The sequence below is a fragment of the Mycobacterium bourgelatii genome, assembly GCF_010723575.1.
Taxonomy (GTDB): Bacteria; Actinomycetota; Actinomycetes; order Mycobacteriales; family Mycobacteriaceae; genus Mycobacterium; species Mycobacterium bourgelatii.
In genome coordinates this window covers 2718666-2738090 of sequence record NZ_BLKZ01000001.1, presented here as the reverse complement: position 1 = coordinate 2738090, position 19425 = coordinate 2718666, and the positions used below count along the sequence as shown (strand labels likewise).

19 protein-coding genes and 1 tRNA gene are annotated in these 19425 nt (G+C 66.6%); 1 reads left to right on the top strand and 19 read right to left on the bottom strand.

Annotated elements, in window-relative coordinates; all coding sequences use genetic code 11:
- Positions 1–97: 97 nt before the first annotated feature.
- From G6N68_RS12070 to G6N68_RS12035, 8 genes are all read right to left on the bottom strand, one after another.
- Positions 98–171, bottom strand: a tRNA-Pro gene (locus G6N68_RS12070).
- Between the two features lie 115 nt (positions 172–286).
- Positions 287–1684 carry a ribosome biogenesis GTPase Der gene (gene der, locus G6N68_RS12065; protein WP_163712087.1) on the bottom strand — a complete coding sequence of 466 codons (1398 nt, stop codon included), beginning with the start codon at positions 1682–1684 and terminating at the stop codon, positions 287–289.
- Positions 1681–2355 carry a (d)CMP kinase gene (gene cmk / locus G6N68_RS12060; protein ID WP_163718524.1) on the bottom strand — a complete coding sequence of 225 codons (675 nt, stop codon included), beginning with the start codon at positions 2353–2355 and terminating at the stop codon, positions 1681–1683. Before cmk ends, der begins: the two co-directional genes overlap by 4 nt.
- Before the next feature lie 5 nt (positions 2356–2360).
- Positions 2361–3113 (bottom strand): pseudouridine synthase, encoded by a 753-nt coding sequence (locus G6N68_RS12055; RefSeq protein ID WP_163712084.1) that lies wholly within the window; start codon positions 3111–3113, stop codon positions 2361–2363.
- Positions 3113–3808, bottom strand: a complete 696-nt coding sequence (gene scpB / locus G6N68_RS12050; protein ID WP_163712081.1) for an SMC-Scp complex subunit ScpB — start codon at positions 3806–3808, stop codon at positions 3113–3115. The genes G6N68_RS12055 and scpB overlap by 1 nt, the downstream gene beginning before the upstream one ends.
- Positions 3808–4635: a segregation/condensation protein A gene (locus tag G6N68_RS12045; protein WP_163712078.1), complete on the bottom strand. Its 828-nt coding sequence runs from the start codon at positions 4633–4635 to the stop codon at positions 3808–3810. Before G6N68_RS12045 ends, scpB begins: the two co-directional genes overlap by 1 nt.
- A complete protein-coding gene (locus G6N68_RS12040; protein WP_205351318.1) occupies positions 4632–5495 on the bottom strand; it encodes a ParA family protein in 864 nt (287 codons plus the stop codon). Before G6N68_RS12040 ends, G6N68_RS12045 begins: the two co-directional genes overlap by 4 nt.
- Before the next feature lie 111 nt (positions 5496–5606).
- The gene (locus tag G6N68_RS12035) at positions 5607–7088 is read right to left on the bottom strand and encodes a SulP family inorganic anion transporter (RefSeq protein WP_163712071.1); all 1482 of its coding nucleotides are present in this window, start codon (positions 7086–7088) and stop codon (positions 5607–5609) included.
- Between the two features lie 198 nt (positions 7089–7286).
- Between G6N68_RS12035 and G6N68_RS12030 the strand changes: the two genes are divergently transcribed.
- Complete coding sequence (locus G6N68_RS12030; RefSeq protein WP_163712068.1) at positions 7287–8039, top strand: O-methyltransferase; 753 nt, start codon at positions 7287–7289, stop codon at positions 8037–8039.
- On the opposite strand, the gene xerD is transcribed toward G6N68_RS12030, so the two are convergent.
- The 11 genes from xerD to G6N68_RS11975 form a co-directional block, all read right to left on the bottom strand.
- The gene (xerD, locus tag G6N68_RS12025) at positions 8036–8980 is read right to left on the bottom strand and encodes a site-specific tyrosine recombinase XerD (RefSeq protein ID WP_163712065.1); all 945 of its coding nucleotides are present in this window, start codon (positions 8978–8980) and stop codon (positions 8036–8038) included. The two genes, G6N68_RS12030 and xerD, sit on opposite strands and share 4 nt — an antisense overlap.
- On the bottom strand, positions 8977–9600 hold the full coding sequence (locus G6N68_RS12020; protein WP_163712061.1) for an NUDIX domain-containing protein: 624 nt from the start codon (positions 9598–9600) through the stop codon (positions 8977–8979). The genes xerD and G6N68_RS12020 overlap by 4 nt, the downstream gene beginning before the upstream one ends.
- Positions 9593–11359: a CTP synthase gene (gene pyrG / locus G6N68_RS12015; RefSeq protein ID WP_163712058.1), complete on the bottom strand. Its 1767-nt coding sequence runs from the start codon at positions 11357–11359 to the stop codon at positions 9593–9595. Before pyrG ends, G6N68_RS12020 begins: the two co-directional genes overlap by 8 nt.
- 175 nt (positions 11360–11534) lie before the next feature.
- Positions 11535–12488 carry a copper transporter gene (locus G6N68_RS12010; RefSeq protein WP_163712055.1) on the bottom strand — a complete coding sequence of 318 codons (954 nt, stop codon included), beginning with the start codon at positions 12486–12488 and terminating at the stop codon, positions 11535–11537.
- Positions 12489–12520: 32 nt separating this feature from the next.
- The gene (gene steA / locus G6N68_RS12005) at positions 12521–13702 is read right to left on the bottom strand and encodes a putative cytokinetic ring protein SteA (protein ID WP_163712051.1); all 1182 of its coding nucleotides are present in this window, start codon (positions 13700–13702) and stop codon (positions 12521–12523) included.
- A 178-nt stretch (positions 13703–13880) separates the two neighbouring features.
- The gene (recN, locus tag G6N68_RS12000) at positions 13881–15638 is read right to left on the bottom strand and encodes a DNA repair protein RecN (RefSeq protein WP_163712047.1); all 1758 of its coding nucleotides are present in this window, start codon (positions 15636–15638) and stop codon (positions 13881–13883) included.
- Between the two features lie 3 nt (positions 15639–15641).
- On the bottom strand, positions 15642–16562 hold the full coding sequence (locus G6N68_RS11995; protein ID WP_163712044.1) for an NAD kinase: 921 nt from the start codon (positions 16560–16562) through the stop codon (positions 15642–15644).
- Positions 16559–17368, bottom strand: coding sequence for a TlyA family RNA methyltransferase (locus G6N68_RS11990; RefSeq protein ID WP_163712041.1), 810 nt, complete (start codon positions 17366–17368; stop codon positions 16559–16561). Before G6N68_RS11990 ends, G6N68_RS11995 begins: the two co-directional genes overlap by 4 nt.
- Before the next feature lie 8 nt (positions 17369–17376).
- The gene (locus G6N68_RS11985; protein ID WP_163712038.1) at positions 17377–17553 is read right to left on the bottom strand and encodes a hypothetical protein; all 177 of its coding nucleotides are present in this window, start codon (positions 17551–17553) and stop codon (positions 17377–17379) included.
- A 23-nt stretch (positions 17554–17576) separates the two neighbouring features.
- Complete coding sequence (locus tag G6N68_RS11980) at positions 17577–18587, bottom strand: HAD-IIA family hydrolase (protein ID WP_163712035.1); 1011 nt, start codon at positions 18585–18587, stop codon at positions 17577–17579.
- On the bottom strand, positions 18588–19418 hold the full coding sequence (locus G6N68_RS11975) for a tetratricopeptide repeat protein (RefSeq protein ID WP_205351317.1): 831 nt from the start codon (positions 19416–19418) through the stop codon (positions 18588–18590). It abuts the gene before it with no gap.
- Positions 19419–19425 lie beyond the last annotated feature (7 nt).

Here is a 19425-nt window from a genome sequence, read left to right as displayed (position 1 = left end):
CAACTGGCATGTGAATTGGCATGCGAGCCGGATTTCTTAAGGAGAGAGGCGGTTCCGGATTCCTCCGAAACCGCCTCTGACCTGCTATTTCTCTTTGTCGGGCTGACAGGATTTGAACCTGCGACCACTTGACCCCCAGTCAAGTGCGCTACCAAACTGCGCCACAGCCCGATGCCACCGAACCACCGGCGGCAGGACGAAAGCCTACCGTAGACCGACCACCACCCCAGCACGCGACCTGCGAGACGACTTTCACATCATCCGCGCCCGCCCACGGCGTCCCTACTCAGCGGCGCTTAGGACCCCGCTTCTCACGCACCCGGACATTGATCCGGATCGGGCTACCCTCGAAGCCGAACGTCTCGCGCAGCCGACGTTCCAGGAACCGGCGGTATCCGGCCTCCAGGAACCCCGTCGTGAACAGCACGAACGTCGGCGGCCGGGCGGTGGCCTGGGTGGCGAACAGAATCCGAGGCTGTTTTCCGCCACGCACCGGCGGTGGCGTCGCCGCCACCACCTCTTTGATCCAGGTGTTCAGCGGCCCGGTCGCTATCCGGGTATCCCACGATTCCAACGCGCTTTCCATCGCCGGCACGAGCTTCTGCACGGCTCGCCCCGTCTTGGCCGAGATGTTGACCCGCTGCGCCCACCGCACCTGCACCAGTTCGCGGTCGATCTCGCGGTCGAGCAGGTCGCGGCGGTCCTCGTCGACCAGGTCCCATTTGTTGTAGGCCAGCACCAGCGCCCGACCAGATTCGATGACCATGCTGAGCACCCGCAGATCCTGCTCGGTCAGCGGCTGCGACGCATCAATCAGCACGATCACCACTTCGGCGGAGTCGATGGCCCCGTGGGTGCGCACCGACGCGTAGTACTCGTGGCCGCTGGCCTGTCCGACCTTGCGGCGCAGGCCCGCGGTGTCGACGAACCGCCAGATCTTGCCGCCAAGTTCGATGAGCGAGTCCACCGGGTCGACGGTCGTCCCCGCGACGTCGTGTACCACCGACCGCTGATCACCGGCCAGCTTGTTCAGCAACGAACTCTTGCCCACATTGGGCTTGCCGACCAGCGCCACCCGGCGGGGACCGCCCGTCCCCGCGGCCGACTCCCCAACCTCGGGCAGTGCGGCAAGCACCTCGTCGAGCAGGTCGGCCACGCCGCGTCCATGCATCGCGCTGATCGCATGTGGCTCGCCAAGTCCCAGCGACCACAACTCGGCCGCGTCCGCCTCGCTCCTGTCGCTGTCAACCTTGTTGGCCGCCAAAAAGACTGGCTTACCCGAACGGAGCAGGATGCGCGCGGCCGCCTCGTCGGCCGTGGTGGCGCCGACAGTGGCGTCGACCACCAAGATCACCGCGTCAGCCGTACGCATCGCCACCGAGGCCTGCTCGGCCACCAACTGCTGCAGGCCTTTTGCGTCGGGCTCCCAGCCGCCGGTGTCCTGAACGACGAAGCGGCGTCCGGTCCACAGCGCGTCGTAGGAGACCCGGTCGCGAGTCACCCCCGGAACGTCCTGCACCACGGCTTCGCGCCGGCCCAGGATCCGGTTGACCAACGTCGACTTGCCTACGTTGGGCCTGCCCACGATGGCCACCACCGGCGCGGGTCCGGCTTCGTCCTCGAACTCCTCTGATTCGCTGAGTTCCCAGTCGCTTTCGTCAACCCATGTGCCGTCCTGAGTCATGACATCGCCCCAGTACGTTGCTTGACCAAATCCACCAGATGGTCGATCACCTGGGCCTCAGTCATGTCGCTGGTGTCGACGACCACCGCGTCGGAAGCCGGCCGCAGCGGTGACACCAGTCGGGTGGAGTCCAAGTGATCGCGTCGGCGCACGTCGGCGAGCACTCCCTCATAGTTGTCGGCCAGACCCGCCGCGATGTTCTGGGCGTTGCGCCGCTGGGCGCGGGTCTCGGGAGATGCGGTGAGAAAGATTTTCACCGGCGCATCGGGGAACACCACCGTCCCGATGTCGCGACCTTCGACCACGATGTCGCCCGGTCCCTCCGCCATCGCGCGCTGGATGTCGACCAACCGGGTACGCACCGAAGGTACCGCCGACACCGCCGACACATTCCGGGTTACATCGTCACCACGAATCTGGGCCGAAACATCCTCTCCCGCAAGGAAAAAGCTGCTGGTGTCCGGGTCGTATCCGACCGACAATTCAACCGTCGACGCGACGTCCCCGACCGCCTCGGGATCCTCCGGATCAACTCCGGCGCGCATCACCGCCAGTGTCACCATCCGGTACATCGCCCCAGTGTCCAAGAACCTGGCACCCAGCCCACGGGCCAATCCCCTTGAAACAGAAGATTTCCCGGTGCCAGCCGGGCCATCGATCGCCACGACCATGCCCGTCACAGTCCGACCGCCTTATACAGTTGCCCAATCTCGTCCAGTCGCAAGGCACGAACGCTACCCGGACGCTGCTTGCCCAGCGACACCGCTCCGATGTCGGTGCGCACCAGCGCTTCCACCGGATGCCCCACCGCCGCCAGCATGCGGCGCACAATGCGATTGCGTCCCTCGTGCAACGTGACCCGCACCAACGTCTTCCCCGGAATCGCGTCTACCACCGCGAAATCATCGACCCGCACGGGCCCGTCGTCCAAATCGATGCCCGCGCGCAGTTTCTTGCCGACGCCACGCGGCACGGTCCCTGTCACCGTCGCAAGGTATGTCTTGGGTACCTCATGGGACGGGTGCATCAGCCGATGCGCCAGCTCCCCGTCATTGGTCAGCAGGATCAGCCCCTCGGTATCGGCGTCCAAACGCCCGACGTGAAACAGCTTCTTGGTGCCACGGACTTTTCGTTCGATCAAGTCACCGATGCAAGGTCGGCCACGATCGTCGGACATGGTCGAGTGCATGCCGCGCGGCTTGTTCAGCGCGAGATAGACCAACGAGTCGTCGACGACCACCCGCGCCCCGTCGACCTTGATCACCGAGACATCGGGATCCACCCGGGTTCCCAACTCGGTGACCACTTGGCCGTCGACCTCGACGCGGCCCTCGATGATCAGCTTCTCCGCGGCTCGGCGCGACGCAATTCCGGCCTGGGACAAGACTTTCTGCAGCCGAGTGCCGCGGGTTTCGTCAGACTCGATCATCAATCGTGGTCCACATCGAAGGTCAGGGATTCATCGCTGGTCGAGCCACCGGCGAGTTTGCGGAAACGTGGCTCACTGTCCAGGGATTCGCTCAGGTCGTCGATCGTGTCGACATCGGGAAGCAGCGGCGCTATGTCGGGTAGGTCGGACAACGACGACAGCCCCAACCGCTCCAGGAACAGGTCGGTGGTGGCGAAAGTCGTCGCCCCGGTGTCCTCGTCGGTGCCGACCTCGGTGATCAGGCCGCGCGCCAACAGCGTGCGCATGACAGCGTCGACGTTGACGCCCCGCACCGCGCTGACCCTGGCCCGCGTGACCGGCTGGCGGTAGGCCACCACGGCCAGGGTCTCCAGGGCGGCCCGGGTCAGCTTGGTCCGCGTGCCGTCCAGCAACAGCTTCTCGACGTACGGCGCGAACCGCGCGCGCGTGTAGAGGCGCCAGCCCTCGCCGGTCTGGCGCAGGTCGATGCCGCTGTCACGTTCGGTGAGTTCCTCGGCCATCAGCCGCAATTTGGCCTCGATCCGGTAGACCGGCTGCTCGGTCGCGGTGGCCAGCGCTTCGGCGGACACCGGGGTGTCCACCACCAGCAGGAGTGCCTCCAGCACCCGACCCAGCTCATCGGGATCGAGCTCGGCCGGCTCAGCGATGTCCGGAAGGGCACTGCCCAGCTCATGAACGGGCGACTGGTCGGTCATTAATGGTCTCGCACTTCTACCAAGGCCTCGTGACTAGGTCGTTCCCCCGTCCACGAAACCTGGAGCACGCCAAGGGGCTCTGACTGGTCGAATGCTACCGCCCGCGACCGGTACAGCTCGAGCAGCGCCAGAAAGCGGCCGACGATCTCCACGGGCGCCGCGCAGTCCGCGACGAGCTCGGAAAACGTTGCCCACTGGCCAGTGCCACGCGCCTCGAGGATCTCCAAAATGCGTTTTGCCTGCTCGGGAACCGAGACCACCTGCTCGTGCAAGTGCCCGAGACCCACCGTCGGCACCGGACGCGGCGTGAACGCGACCGCGGCGATCTGTGCGAACCGCTCGACGTCGACGCCCAGCATCACCTCGGGCAGCAAGTCTGCGAAGCGGTCTTCCAGCGACACCGCGCGCGGGTAGCTGCGCATTGCGTTCGCCTCCAACTCGGCGAACATCTCCGCGACGTGCTTGAACGCCCGGTACTGCAGCAACCGCGCAAAGAGCAGGTCCCGGACCTCGAGCAGCGCCAGGTCTTCCTCGTCTTCGACCTGCGCCGCTGGCAGCAACCGAGCGGCTTTCAGGTCGAGCAGGGTCGCGGCGACCACCAGGAACGCCGTCGTCTCCTCGAGCTCCAACTGGGCACCGATCGACTTGGTGTAGGCGATGAAGTCGTCGGTTACCTGGTGCAGCGCCACTTCGGTCACGTCGAGGCGGTGCGCGAAGATCAGCTGCAGCAGCAGGTCGAACGGCCCCTCGAAGTTGCTCAGCCGGACCTGGAAGCCACTCTCGGATGCCGCCTGATCTTTCTCCGGGCTGATCGGGACGCCGTTCACACGCCGAATCGGTGGATGAATTCGCGAGCCAGCGCGCGGTAGGCGATGGCACCGCTGGACTTGGGGGCCCAGGTGGTGATGGGCTCGCCGGCGACGCTGGTCTCGGGGAAGCGGACCGTGCGGGTGATCACGGTGTCGAACACTAGGTCACCGAACCGCTCCACGACCCGGGCCATGACCTCACGGGAGTTGACGGTCCGCGGGTCGTAGCGGGTGATCAGGATGCCGCTGATCCGCAGTCGCGGGTTGAGCCGGTCGTGCACCTTGTCGACGGTATCGGTGAGCAGGGCCAGCCCACGCAGCGAGAAGAACTCGCATTCGGTGGGGATGACCACGCCGTCGGCGCAGGCCAGCCCATTGACCGTGAGCAGGCCGAGCGAGGGCTGGCAGTCGATCAGCACGTAGTCGTAGCGGTCCAGCACGGGGTAAATGGCCCGGGCCACCGTCTGTTCCCGACCAACCTCGTTCACCAGCTGAATCTCCGCGGCGGACAGATCGATGTTGCTGGGCACCAGGTCCATGTTCTTCACGCGGGTGTGCAGCAACACGTCGTCGATGGAAACCCGAGGGTCGACCAGCAGGTTGTGCACGGTCTTGTCCAGCTCGTAGTGCGGAACCCCCAGGCCCGCGGACAGGGCGCCTTGCGGGTCCAGATCCACCAGCAGCACACGACGCCCCTGTTCGGCGAGCGCGGCGCCCAGATTGATTGTCGACGTGGTCTTTCCGACGCCGCCCTTCTGGTTGCACATCGCGACGACCTTGGCCGGGCCGTGCGTCGTTCGGGGTGCGGGATCGGGGATCGCCCGTGGCGGCCGGCCCGTGAGACCGAGCTCGACGCCGCTGGCGGGTTTGTCGGTCATGCCCGGTCGCGGCGCTTGGTGACGAGCGGCAGGATGAACATCGCAGGAAAGTCTAACGGCTAGGTGCGCCAGCGCCGGACGACCCGCGGGCAAATATGGCCTGCCGGCAAGTCAGAGCTTGTTCGGGCTTGGTCGCGCCGGTCGGATCATGGCCGCGAGCTTCTCGCGTTGCTCGTCGTGTGCAAGTGCCAGCAGCTGGTTCTCCAGGTGCGCCGGAATCTCGGGGATGGTGACCTCAAAGCCATCCATCTCGGCATGGTCGAGGAAGTACAGCAGGGCGCGAGCGCCGGAGGTGTCCAGGTAGGTGACACCGTCCAAGTTCAGCGCGATGTCCTCGCCTTTCTCGCGCAGGCTGCTGAACACCCCGTCGGCAGACAGGAAGGACAGCGGGCCGTCGATCCGATACACGCCGTCGCTGTCTTTTGTGATCGTGGCTTTGCGCTGTCGGCATCGCACCGCATGGATGATCAACGACATCACTATGCCGGTCGCCACCGCCACGGTGAGGTCGACGAGGACCGTGATGGCCATCGTCGTGAAGAGCACCACGACGTCCCCCTTGGGCGACACGTGGATTTTCCGCATGGCCTCCCAGTCGAACATGCCGACCGCGGTGAGTATCAGAATCCCGGCCAGTACGGCTAGCGGGATGTATGCCACCGCAGCCCCCAGTCCGGCGACCAAGATAAGCAGCACGACGCTGTGCGTTGCTGCCGAGAGCGCGGTCCGGCCACCGTTTCGGACGTTGACCACCGAGCGCACGGTCGCGCCCGCGCTGGCCAACCCGCCGAACAGACCGGCGGCGATATTTCCGATGCCTTGGCCGATCAGTTCTTTGTTGCTGCGGTGGCGGGTGCCGGTGATGTTGTCCATGACGACCGACGTCAACAGCGAGTCGATCGATCCGAGAAGACCGATGGCAAACGCGGACAGCAACACCTTCACAATCACCGATCCGCTGAGTTCCGGTATGTGCAACGCCGGCATAGCCTCCGGAATCTTGCCGATGTAGTCCACCGTCCTGTTGATCCAGACCGGTCCGATGCGGATGTCTTGCAACCAATGCTGAACCAGCGGCAACACCGCGGTAACGAGGAGAAGCACCAGCAGGCTCGGCGGAATCAGTTTGATCAGCCGGCCCGACAGCACCAGAAGAACAAGTGTTATGGCGACTAACAGGAAGCTGCTACGTACCTGTCCCAGCTGGCTTCCCATGATGATGAGCGCGATGCCGCCCATGAATCCCGAGATCACCGGGTGCGGTATGTACCGGATGAGCGAACCGATGCGGCAGACCCCGAACAGGATCTGGAACAGGCCGGCCAAGATGAACGCGACGAAGCCGGCCTCTAGCCCGTGGGCCGCGATGGTCGCCGTTGCGACGACGGTGATAGGGCCGGTGGGACCGGTCACCTGGGCGGGCGTGCCACCGAACACAGCCGCGAAAAACCCGGCAAAGATGGCGCCATAAAGCCCGATGAGCGCACCTTCGGAGGTTCCCGTCGCGGTGATTCCGAACGCGATGGCCAACGGCAAGGCAACAATGGCCACCGCCACGCCGGATAGAAGCTCATTGGAGATACGGCGAAGCATCAATAACGGCACCTTCTAGTTAGCAAACTCAAAGCCCGACCCCACTCGGGCCAAGCTGCCGACCAGATCTTCCCGGCGCACCTCCTTAAACCTTGCCTTAAACGACACCGGTCCAGCAACTCGGAACCCACAGGGAAAGCGGCAAGCCGACAAGACTGCCAAAGCCACGATGCAGTCGCGTGGCTATCGTGGGTTCCCATGGACCTCAAGCGGCGCATACCCCTCCTGCGGTGGTCGGTGTGGCGAATGGCCACCGGAGTCCGCAACGTCACCACGACCGGCCAGATCGGCGATGGGCGCGAAGCGGCCGCGGTCGACTACGTGCTCAGGAACGCAAAACGCGGCGACATTGACGACGTGCTGGCAACCATCGACAAGTACGCCTACGACAAGTCGATCTTGATGAACGTCGGCGACGAGAAGGGCCTCATCCTCGACGCCGCCGTGCGCCGCGCCGATCCGTCGCTGGTCCTCGAGCTAGGCACCTACGTCGGCTACGGCGCGCTGCGGATCGCCCGGGCGGCGCCGAAGGCGAAGATTTTTTCGGTCGAGCTCGCCGAGGCCAACGCCGTCAATGCCCGGCAGATTTGGGCCCATGCCGGGGTGGCTGACCGAGTGACGTGTGTCGTCGGCACCATCGGCGACGGTGGGCGCACCCTGGACACACTGGCCATCGAACACGGATTTTCCAGTGGCGCACTCGATTTCGTGTTCCTCGACCACGACAAAAACGCGTACCTGCCCGACCTGCAGAGCATCGTGGACCGCGGTTGGCTACACCCGGGCTCGATCGTCGTCGCCGACAATGTCCGAATCCCGGGCGCACCCAAGTACCGCGCCTATATGCGCGAGCAGCAGGGCAAGTTATGGAACACCGTCGAGCACAAGACTCATGTGGAGTACCAGACCATGATGTCCGACCTGGTGTTGGAGTCCGACTACCTGGGCTAGCGGGCGCGCGGATGCGCGCCTGCCCACACCTCACGCAGCGCGTGCACGGTGACGAGGGTGTAGATCTGCGTCGTGGTCACCGAGGCGTGGCCCAGTAATTCCTGAACCACCCGGACATCGGCGCCGCCCTCCAACAAGTGTGTGGCGAACGAATGCCGCAACATGTGCGGCGACACACCCGCGGTGATGCCCGCACGTTCGGCGGCATCCTGCAGCACCTGCCAGGCGCTCTGCCGCGACAACCGGCCACCGCGCGCATTGAGAAAGATGGCGGGCGTGCCGCGGCCGCGACGCGCCAGATCGGGTCGGCCGCGGACCAGGTAGGCGTCCAATGCCGCGACGGCCGGTCGGCCTACGGGCACCAGTCGCTGCTTACCGCCCTTGCCGCGCAACAACGCGGACCGAGCTTGGGTGTCGATGTCGTCGACGTCGAGGCCGACGGCCTCGGAAATGCGTGCTCCGGTGGAGTACAGCAGCTCCAACAACGCCCGGTTGCGCAGTGTCAGCGGGCCGTCGGCCGCGTTGTCTCCCCCGGCGGCCTCCAACAAGGCCAACACCTCGTCGACCGTCAGGCTCTTGGGCAGCCGCCGGCCGGGAGTCGGGGGGCGCACGGCCCGCGCCACGTCAACGTCGGCCAGGCCTTCGGCGGCGGCGAACCGATGCAGCCCTCGCACCGCAATGAGTGCCCGCGCCGCCGAAACCGCCGACAGCGCAGGCGTTCCCGATTCGGGATCCCCGCGCCGCAGCGCCATCAGGAATTCGCTGACGTCGTCCTCCCCGACCGTGTTCAGATCGCTGATTCCCCGATCGGACAGGTGCTTGAGGTAGCGGCGCAGATCGCGCCGGTAAGAGCTCAGCGTGTTCGCCGCCACGCCCCGCTCGATGGTCAGGTGGTCCAGATAGCCCTGCAGCTGGGATTCCAGCGTCAGCGCCGCCGTCATTGCGCGGCCTTGCGCGCGGCGAACGACGTCGGCCTGTCCGGCCACGGGGTATCCAGCGGGCGTGGTTGCGCGAAACCGCTGAGCACCGCGTGGGCGGCCAAAATCCCGGCAACAGCAATGGAATTGACGATATCGCCGGTCAGCACCAGCCCCGCCGCCTCGGCGATGGGGTACCACCGCATCGTCATGTCGGCCTCTTCGTGGTGCGCCTCGGGGCGGTCCACCTCGTCGAGCCCCGTCGCGAGGTAGACCCGCACGGACTCGTCGCTGAATCCTGGCGCGGTATTGAGGTCGACGAGTACCTGCCAATTACTGGCCTTGAGGCCCGCCTCCTCCTGCAGTTCACGCTGTGCCGTCACGTGCGGATGCTCTCCGCCGACGTCGAGCAGGCCGGCGGGCAGTTCCCAAAGTCGGTGGCCGCACGTGTGCCGGTATTGGTAGATCAGCGGGATTCTGTTCTCTTCGTCCATCGCTACGATGGCCACCGCACCGTAGTGCTCTACCACTTCGCGCGCTGCGATGGTGCCGCCCGGCATCCGCACCTGGTCCCGGCGCAGCGCGAAAATCGCTCCCTGATAGAGGGTTTCGGACGAAACGGTTTCGAAGATGTGGTCAGCCACGAGTAGCGGGTTCAGGAAGCGGCTGCGCCTCTTCCTCTCGATGGTTATCCCTCAGCTCGGTGCCGTTGGACGCGTGCTGCTCGGGGATCTCGACGGGCAGCAACTCCGCCTCCTTGTAGTCGATTGCCGCACCGACAAAGGCCACGAACAGCGGATGCGGGCGCGTCGGCCGGCTCTTCAGTTCCGGATGGGCCTGGGTGCCGACGACGAACGGGTGCTGTTCTGGCGGATATTCGACGAACTCGACCAGATGCCCGTCGGGTGAGGTGCCGGAAAACCGCAGCCCGCTTTCGGCGATCTTGTCCCGGTAGGCGTTGTTGACCTCGTAGCGGTGCCGATGCCGCTCGGACACCTGCGTCGCTTGATATGCCTGGGCCACAATCGAATCCGCCTCCAGCACCGCTGGGTAGGCGCCCAGGCGCATGGTGCCGCCGAGATCGGCCTCGCCTGCGACGATCTGCTGCTGGTCGGCCATCGTGGAGATCACGGGATCCGGCGTGTCCGGTTCGAACTCAGCCGAATTGGCCTCGGTGAGCCCGACCGAGCGGGCCGCCTCGATGACAATGCACTGCAGGCCAAGACACAATCCCAGCACCGGCAGCCCACGCGCACGCGCGTGCCGGATGGCGCCGATCTTGCCCTCGATTCCCCGAATGCCGAATCCGCCCGGAACCAACACCCCGTGCACGTCTTCCAGTGCGGCGGCGGCCCCGGCGGGCGTCTGGCAGTCATCGGATGCGACCCAGACGATTTCGACCTTGGCGCGGTGCTTGAATCCCCCGTGGCGCAACGCCTCGCCCACCGAGAGGTAGGCATCGGATAGCTCAATATACTTGCCCACCAAGGCAATTCGTACCTTATCGTGCGGTTCGTGAACCCTGCGCAGCAGATCGTCCCATTCGGTCCAGTCGACGTCGCGGAACGGCAGGTTGAGCCGGCGCACCACGAATGCGTCGAGTTCCTCACGATGCAGCACTTTGGGAATGTCGTAGATCGAGGGTGCGTCCGGAGTGGAGATGACACCGTCGATGTCGACGTCACACATCAGCGCGATCTTATTTTTGAGCGCTTCGGGAACATTGCGGTCGGAACGCAGGACCAGCGCGTCGGGGGTGATACCGATGCTGCGCAGTGCGGCGACCGAGTGCTGCGTGGGCTTGGTCTTGAGTTCTCCCGAAGGCGCCAGATAGGGCACCAATGACACGTGCAGGAAGAAAACGTTCTCGCGGCCGAGGTCATGACGGACCTGACGCGCCGCCTCGAGGAATGGCTGCGATTCGATATCGCCCACGGTTCCGCCGATTTCGGTGATCACCACGTCAGGGCGCACGCCGTTGGCGTCCGGTTCGGCCATTGCCCTGATTCGCCGCTTGATCTCATCGGTGATGTGCGGGATCACCTGAACCGTGTCGCCGAGGTATTCGCCGCGGCGCTCCTTGGCGATCACCGTCGAATAAATCTGGCCGGTGGTCACGTTCGCCGAGCCGGATAGGTCGCGATCCAAGAACCGCTCGTAGTGCCCGACGTCGAGGTCGGTTTCGGCGCCGTCCTCGGTGACGAAAACCTCGCCGTGTTGGAACGGGTTCATGGTGCCCGGGTCGACGTTGAGGTAGGGGTCGAGCTTCTGCATCGTCACGTGTAGCCCGCGCGCGGTAAGTAGCTGGCCGAGGCTGCTGGCTGTCAAGCCCTTGCCCAGCGACGAAGCGACGCCCCCGCTGACGAAGAGGTGCTTGGTGACGGTTTGCGAATGCTTACGCAAAAGGGCGACCTCCGTGAAGACGGGCAGGGCGGTACGTCTTTGGGCCGTTGCTGGGCCTGCCGACCCACGGAAACCCACCCTAACATCCGCAGCCTTCCCGCGCGGGGAACACGCCCTGCCGGGCAGCCGGGGAGAAATCCGGGGCCGAAGCCGGGAGAAGCCCGGCGACGCCGGCCTACTGGGAAACGGTGACCGAGGTGGCTCCGTGTCCGGTGCCGTATTGACCCGTGTGACCACCCGAAATGAGGTCGTGCAAGGCCAGGATCGCGGTGATGCGACCGGGCGCGCTGTCCACGTCGTCGACGGTGCTGATGGCGGCCGCCATACCGGAGTCGGCGCGGGCCACGGCGACCGCGGCGCTGCCCGTCGCCGAGCCCTCCCGGCCCGCCAGCACCGTGCCGGAGCCGTGCGGCGCGAGCGCGGCGGCGAATCGCGCCACGCTGACCCCCTGGTTTCCGGCGTCGGCGGGTAGTGCCCCGCCGGTCACGACGATCGCGGCGTTGGCCGCGTCCATGTGATCACTGGGCTGATAGGTGATGAACCCGGTTTCCCGCAGCGCGGCCAGCACCGTCTCGCGCTGGGTGGCGTCGACGGCCGGGACGGGTGGAGTATCCGGCTTGGTGTTGACCAGCAAGGCGATGCCGAGCAGGTCGCCGGCCTGCGAACCCTGGTCGACGAGCTTGGTGCTCAATTGGCTTCCGGCCGGCAGGATGGACGAGTTCACCACCGACCGCAACTTCTCCCCCGAGTTGGCTTCGACGAACTCCTGGGTCAACGACACCGTTCCGGTGACCGCGCCGCCGGCCTGTCCCACGATCTTCGACACGGCCGCGACGTCGTCGTCCTTGGCATCGGGGGTTCGGAAGATGACCACCGTCTTGCCGGCCAATGCGTCATGCACCGTCCGGCCCACCACTTGGGTATCGAAAGTGTTTGCCGCGCTGAGCTTTTCGTTCAGCTGGTTGCGTTGGTCGGTGAGCCCGCTGATCTGGCTGGCCAGGTCCCGTTTCTCGTTACGCAGGGTGGAAAGCACGGTGTCCGAGAAGAAGCCGGAACCGACAACGACTCCGATGGTCAGCGCCAGAAAGACAGCTGCCAGCGAGATCGCATGGTGGCGTAGCGAGATCATGAATACACCGTTCTTAACGAGGCCAGGGTGGGCTACGAAACCAGGTTCTGCACCCAGAGGGTGAAGCGGTTCCAGTAGTCAATGAGCCAGTGCATGACCACCGAGTCAGTGCGAGACACCCACAGCACGACGATGATGGCGATCAGCATGGTCAGCGCCAGCAGCGCGATCGCACCGGCCGAGATGTGGTTGCGGTACAGGGTCGCCACGGCCTTGGCGTCCACCAGCTTCTCCCCCACCCGCAGTCTGGTGAGGAAGGTCGACGGGTTGCTCTGCGTCTTCGTCCGGTCGAAGAACGTCTCGATGTTGGCGGTGTGTCCAGCGGTGACGAGAAGCGCCGCGCCGTGGTGGTCAGCCAGCAGCAGAGCCAGGTCGGTCGCCGATCCCGCGGCGGGGAAGGTCATGGCGCCCACGCCCAGGTCCTGGATGCGTTCCAGGCCGGGCGCGTGGCCGTCGGCGTCGGCGGGCAACACCACCTGCGCACCGCACTTGAGCACCTCGGTGCTGATTTGGTCCGGGTCTCCGACGATCAGCTGGGGTCGGTAACCGGCCTTGCGCAACACATCCGCGCCGACGCCGACGCCGACCAACACCGGTTGGTATTCCTTGATGAACGGCTTGAGTGCCTTGAGATCGTCGGCGGCAGTGGGCTCTTCGGAGACGATCACCACGTGCCGGCGGCGCATGTCAACATCGATGTCGGGGATGCCGATTCCGTCGATCAGCAGCGGGCTTTCACTGCGGATGAACTCAATTGTGTTGCCGGCGAAGGCCTCTAGGTGGGCCGCCAGCCCGCTCTTGGCCTCGCGCATCAGGTCGGCGATGTCGTGGTCGGTGCGCTCGATGCCGCGGATCAGTCGGCGATCTCCCGAGTACACGCCGCCTTCGTACAGGCGGATCTTGGCCCCGTCCTTGACCTTTTTGAAGATCTCGGGGCCGGTCTCGTCGATCAGGGTGACGCCGTTGTTGACCAGCACCTCCGGCCCCAGGTTGGGGTAGCGGCCCGATACGGACGGCGACGCGTTGACGACGGCGGCGATGTCGGCTTCCACCAGGGCGTCGGCGGTGATGCGGTCCAGATCCAGGATGTCGAGGACGACGATGTCGCCGGGACATACCCGGCGCAAGAGTCGGTCGATGTTCTTGTCGACCCTGGCGGTGCCGATCAGTCCCGGCCGTGCGGTGTTGCGAGTGAGCAGCCCTGACATCTTCATGGGGGGATTCTGTCCGCGAAGTGCTTCTGGAGGGTGGAGGCGCGCCGTAACATCTGCACCATTAGTTGCATAGCGTCACTTTCGTAACAATTGCCCCACGCGCGAGTGTGCGCAGATGTACGAGGTCGGGCGGCGTGTCGTGTACCGACACGCACGCTCGCGGCAATAAGAGGGGGTGTCAGATCTCGTCGCGTTGGGCGGCGTCGAGGAGCTCGCGGGCGTGGGCGCGGCCGCTGTCGGACTCACCGAGACCCGCCAGCATGCGTGCCAGTTCCGCCACCCGGTCCTCATCGGTCAAGCGCCGGACGCCGCTGGCACCGTTGCGGCCCGTGCTGTGCACCATCAAGTGGACGTCTGCGTACGCGGCGACCTGGGGCAAGTGCGTGACGACGATGACCTGGTGGGTGCGGGCCAGCCGCGCCAGCCGCCGCCCGATCTGCACGGCGGCCCACCCGCCGACGCCGGCGTCCACCTCGTCGAACACCATCGTGGTGCCGCTGGCCACTAATCCAGAGGTGGCCAGGACCACCTCCAATGCCAGCATCACCCGGGACAACTCGCCGCCCGAGGCGCTCTTGGCCAGCGGCAACACCGTCATCCCGCGGTGCGCCGCGAAACCGAACTCGACCTGGTCGATGCCGTCGCCGCCGGCGCGGACCAGCTCACCCGAGGGCAGCCGAAGGGCGGCCGGATCGTCCTGGTCCGCAGTGTCTGCGGTGACGCCGATGGTGAACTCGGCGTCGGCCATGGCCAGTCCGGCCAGCTCCGCGGTCACCTCTTTGGCCAGCCGTTTGGCGGCCTTGCGCCGGATCTTGCTCAGATCGACCGCGGCCTGAGCCACTTTGCCGGCGAGTTCCTCGGCGCGGCGTTCCAGGGCCGCCAACCCCTCCTCGGAGACGTCGAGCTGCGCCAACTTCGCGCGTGCCTCTTCCGCCCAGCGCAACACCCCGTTGATGTCGGGGGCGTACTTGCGGGTCAGCGTGCGAAGCTCAGCCTGGCGGGCCAGTTTGGCGTCCAGCGAGCTGGCATCGGCCGGCAGTTCCGCCAAGTAGTTGCCCAGTTCCGAGGCGGCGTCGGCGACGACCGTAAGGGCCTCACCGATCTGTGCGGCCAATGCCTGCAGGGTGGTGTCATCGGTCGATTCCAGCGCGGTCCGGGCCCGCCCGAGGCAGTCCGCGGCGCCGAAACCCTCGCCGTCGTCGGTGCCCCCGCTCAACGCCGCCCGCGCCCCGAGCACGGCTTCGCGCAGCGCGTCCAGTTCCGAGAGCCGGACGATGTCGTTGACCAGCGCGTCGTCCTCACCCGGTTGGGGGTCAACCGTGTCGATCTCGTTCAGCGCGAATTGCAACCGATCCGCCTCTTGGGCGAGTTCACGGGCGCGGTTGCGGCGGTCGGCGAGGTCGCGCCGTGCCGACAGCCACTCGTCGCGCAGCTTGCGGTAGCGCTCCAGCGCGGGCGCCGCGCCCGCGAACCGGTCCAGCGCGCCGCGCTGTTCGTCGGGCCGCATCAGTCGCAGCTGGTCGTTCTGGCCGTGCAGGGTGAGCAGTTCGTTGGTGAAGCCGCTCAGCGACTTGGCGGGCACACTGCGCCCGCCGAGGTAGGCGCGAGACGGTCCGTCGCGGCTGACCGAGCGCAGCGCGATCACGCTGCCGTCCTCGTCGCGCTCAGCTCCCGACGAATCGAGGATGGCATCCAGCTGTGCTGCGGTCGCATCATCGAGATCCGTTGTGGTGAAACGACCTTCGACGACGGCGCGCTCTGCGCCGGACCGCACGCGGGTGGCGTCGGCGCGGGCTCCGCCGAGCAGATGCAGGCTGGTCACCACCATGGTCTTGCCGGTACCGGTCTCGCCGGTCAGAACGGTCAGGCCGCGGCCGAACTCGGCGGTCGCGACGCTGATTGCACCCAGCGACTCGATGCGAATCTCGGTAAGCAACTGTTACTTCCCGCGCCAACCTGTCACGGGCAACCGGAATTTCCGCACTAGGCGGTCGGTGAACGGCGCGCTGTCCAGCCTGGCCCATTTCACCGGCGTGGCGGAGCGGGTGATCTCGACTCGGCTGCCGGCCGGCACCAGCATTTCACGGCGCCCGTCGCAGAACATCAGGGCGTCGTGTCCGTCCGCCTCGATCTCGATGGCGATGCACGCGTCCGGGCTGGTCACCATCGGTCGGCCGAAAAGTGCGTGAGCATTGTTGGGTACCACCAGGATCGCCTCGAGGTCGGGCCACAGCACCGGACCACCCGCCGAGAAGGCGTACGCGGTGGATCCGGTCGGCGTGGACACCAGCACGCCGTCGCAGCCGAAGGTCGACACGGGGCGGCCGTCGATTTCGATCACGACTCCCAGCACGCCCAGTCGCGGACCCTTTTCCAGGCTCGCTTCGTTCAGTGCCCATCCCCGCTGGATGACGGCGCCCTGCTGACAAACCGCCACGTCCAGCGTCAGTCGGTCTTCCACTCGATAGTCGCGCGCGACGACATGCTCGAGCACCGCGTCGATGTGTTCGGCCTCGGCCTCGGCGAGGAAGCCGATGCGTCCCAGGTTGACCCCCAAGACGGGGATGTCGGCGTTGCGCGCCAACTCTGCGGCCCGCAGGAAGGTCCCGTCGCCACCGAGAACCATGGCCAGTTCACAGCCTTCGGCGGCGTGCGGCTCGGCAACAACCTCGATGTTGACGCCCAGCACACGCATGTCCTCCGGGTTCAGCTGCAGCGGTCCCCGATCGACCGCTTCGGCGGACAGCGCGCGTAGGCCAATGCCGTTGTCGCTCAGCACTTTCTCTACCCGGCGCGCCGTCTCGGTCGCCTCGTCGCGCCCGGTGTGCACCACCAGGAGGACGTTCCGCTCTGCGGTCATTGCGGTCCCTCCCGGACGGCCCGCGCGACGGCCTCCGTCAGCTCATCGCCGGCCAGGCCACGGTCGGTCTGGGCGCGCAACCACAGGAAGTATTCGACGTTGCCCGACGGGCCCGGCAACGGGCTCGCCGTCACGCCGACCGTGTGCCAGCCCAGATCTTTCGCGCGATGGGCCACCGCGAGCACCGCGTCGGCGCGCAGCGCCGGGTCGTGGATCACCCCACCCGGACCCACCTGGCCCTTCCCGACTTCAAACTGCGGCTTCACCATGGGAACGATATCGGCGTCCGGCGAAGCGCAGCCAACCAGCGCGGGTAACACGGTGGCCAACGAGATGAAGGACAGGTCGGCCACCACCAGATCGACCTGCCCGCCGATCGCCTCCGGCACCAGATCGCGCGCGTTGGTCCGCTCCACGACCACGACGCGCGGATCGTTGCGCAGCGACCACGCCAGTTGGCCGTACCCGACATCGGCCGCGACCACCTGGGCCGCCCCGCGATCAAGCAGCACCTCGGTGAATCCTCCGGTCGAGGCGCCCGCATCCAAGCATCGCCGCCCGGCCACCGGTATCGCGAAGGCGTCCAGCGCTCCGATGAGCTTGTGCGCTCCCCGCGACACCCAGCTGCGTTCCCCGTCGGTGATGACGGTCAGGGCCGCGGTGACGTCCACCGCGGTCGCGGGTTTGACAGCCGGCAGCCCGTCGATGCGGACCTTGCCGGCGCCGATCAACTCCGCGGCCTGCTGACGGGATCGCGCCAGTCCCCGCCGAACCAGCTCGGCGTCGACGCGGGCACGCCGTGCCATGCAGACACTCAGCCCTTCTCCGCCGATTCCAGGGCTTGCATCAACACGTCGTGCGCCTCGGAGAGGCGCCGCGCGATGTCTTCGAGCTCGGCAAGCGACGGGCCGTTCTCGGCGTCGGCGACTTCCGGCAACTGGGCAACCAACGCCTCGATTTCGGCGCGAATCTGATCAGGATCAATAGTCATTGGATTCATACGGTAGTCACCGACTATGTGTCGTGCAGCAGCGACCAGCGTTGCAGGGCGTCGCGGGCCTCCGCGTCGCCTGCCTCGAGCGCGCATGAGTTCCCGTCCAACTGCGCGTCCCATACCGCGTTGGCAACCGCACGCACCACCGACAGGTCATCGCCGGGCCGCTCTCCGTCCGCGCGCACTCGGACCGCGCCGGAGTCGACTTCCACCCGCCAGCCCGGCTGCGGGCCCACTTTGAGTAGGTCCCCATCCTTGCGCAGGCAGCGCAGATCGTGCGCGATGTAGGTGGGTCGCCGAACCGGTTCGGCGTAGATGGCGTCGTGCACGGTACTCACCCCGGTCAACACCATCAGACTGGGCAATCCGGCGTTGTTAGCGCCCTCGATGTCGGTGTCCAGGCGGTCGCCGACCACCAGTGGCGCCTTGAAGTCGCCGCGGTCCACCGCGTCGTTCATCAGTTGCGGCGCGGGCTTGCCCGCCACTTCCGGTTCGACGCCTGTGGCGGCGCGCAGCGCGGCGACCAGAGATCCGTTGCCCGGCAACAAACCTCGCTCGGTGGGCAGGGTCGGGTCCACGTTGGCCGCCACCCACAGCGCACCGGCCCGAATGGCCAACGCCGCTTCCGCGAGATCCGGCCAACCCAGCGTCATGGACAGACCCTGCACGACGGCGACGGGGTCATCATCGAAGTTGCGCACCGGCCGCAGGCCGACCGCGCTGATCTCGCCGGCCAGTGCGTCGGTGCCGACGATCAACACCTTCGAGCCCGGAGACACCTGACCGGCGAGCAGGCGGGCGGCGCTCTGGGCGCTGGTGACCACGTCGTCAGCGGTTACGCCGAAGCCGAGCTCGCGCAAGTGGGCGGCGACTTCGTCGGCGCTGCGGGAGGCGTTGTTGGTGACGAACAGCTTGCGGCTCTTCACCTCGTCGAGCACCTCGACCGCGCCGTCAGTCGGCCGGTGCCCGCGAAACACCGTTCCGTCCAGATCAATCAGCAAGCAATCGTATTGCTGCGCAATGCTTCCCATTCAGCCAAGCTCGCTGACGCGGTCTTCGGCGTCGGTCACGCCTTCGGTGTCGGCAGCGGCGGAACGCAGGAACCACTGCAGCGCCTCGTCCTCGCGGCCCAGGGCGAGCAGCGTTTCGGCGTAGGCATAGAACAGCCGTGCCGCCGTCGAACCGGTACGGCTGGGGTCGAGCTGCGGTGTCGACAGCACGGTCAATGCCTGCTCCAGCTGACCGAGGTCGGCGCGGGCACCGGCGGCCACGATGCGCAACTCGTCGGCGTCGTCCCCGCCGAGCTCGGCCGCTTCGGGCCCGCGGGCCAGTTCGATCGCGCGCTCCGGTCGGCCGAGGCCGCGTTCGCAGTCGGCAATGAGGGCGAGCAACGAGGATTTGCTGCCCATCCTGCGCGCTGCCCGCAGTTCGGCCAGCGCCTGGGACCAGTCGCCGCAGTGGTAGGCGGCAATTCCGACGGCTTCACGTACCGCGGCGATCCGGCTCGATCGCGCCCGCGCCGCACGCGCGTGACTCAGGGCGGTCTGGGGATCTTCGTCGAGCAAGTGGCCCGCGGCAACCAGGTGTCGCGCCACGGCGTCGGCGGTGGCCCGGTCCAGGGTGCTCAGTTCGCGCCGGATTTCCGGCGACAGCTGCTTTGCCTCGATGCCTTCGGGAATTGGCGGGCCGGGATCGACCGGACGATTGCCGTCGGGCGTAGCGGCCTTGGGCTGAGCGGGGCGCGCCCGGCCCGGACCGGACCACGAACCGCTGTTCCCGCGTCGCGGACCGCCGCGCGCCGACCCTTCTGAGGCCGGTCGCCGCGGTCGCTCACCCCCGCGACCATGCCTGTCGTCGACCACTTAGATG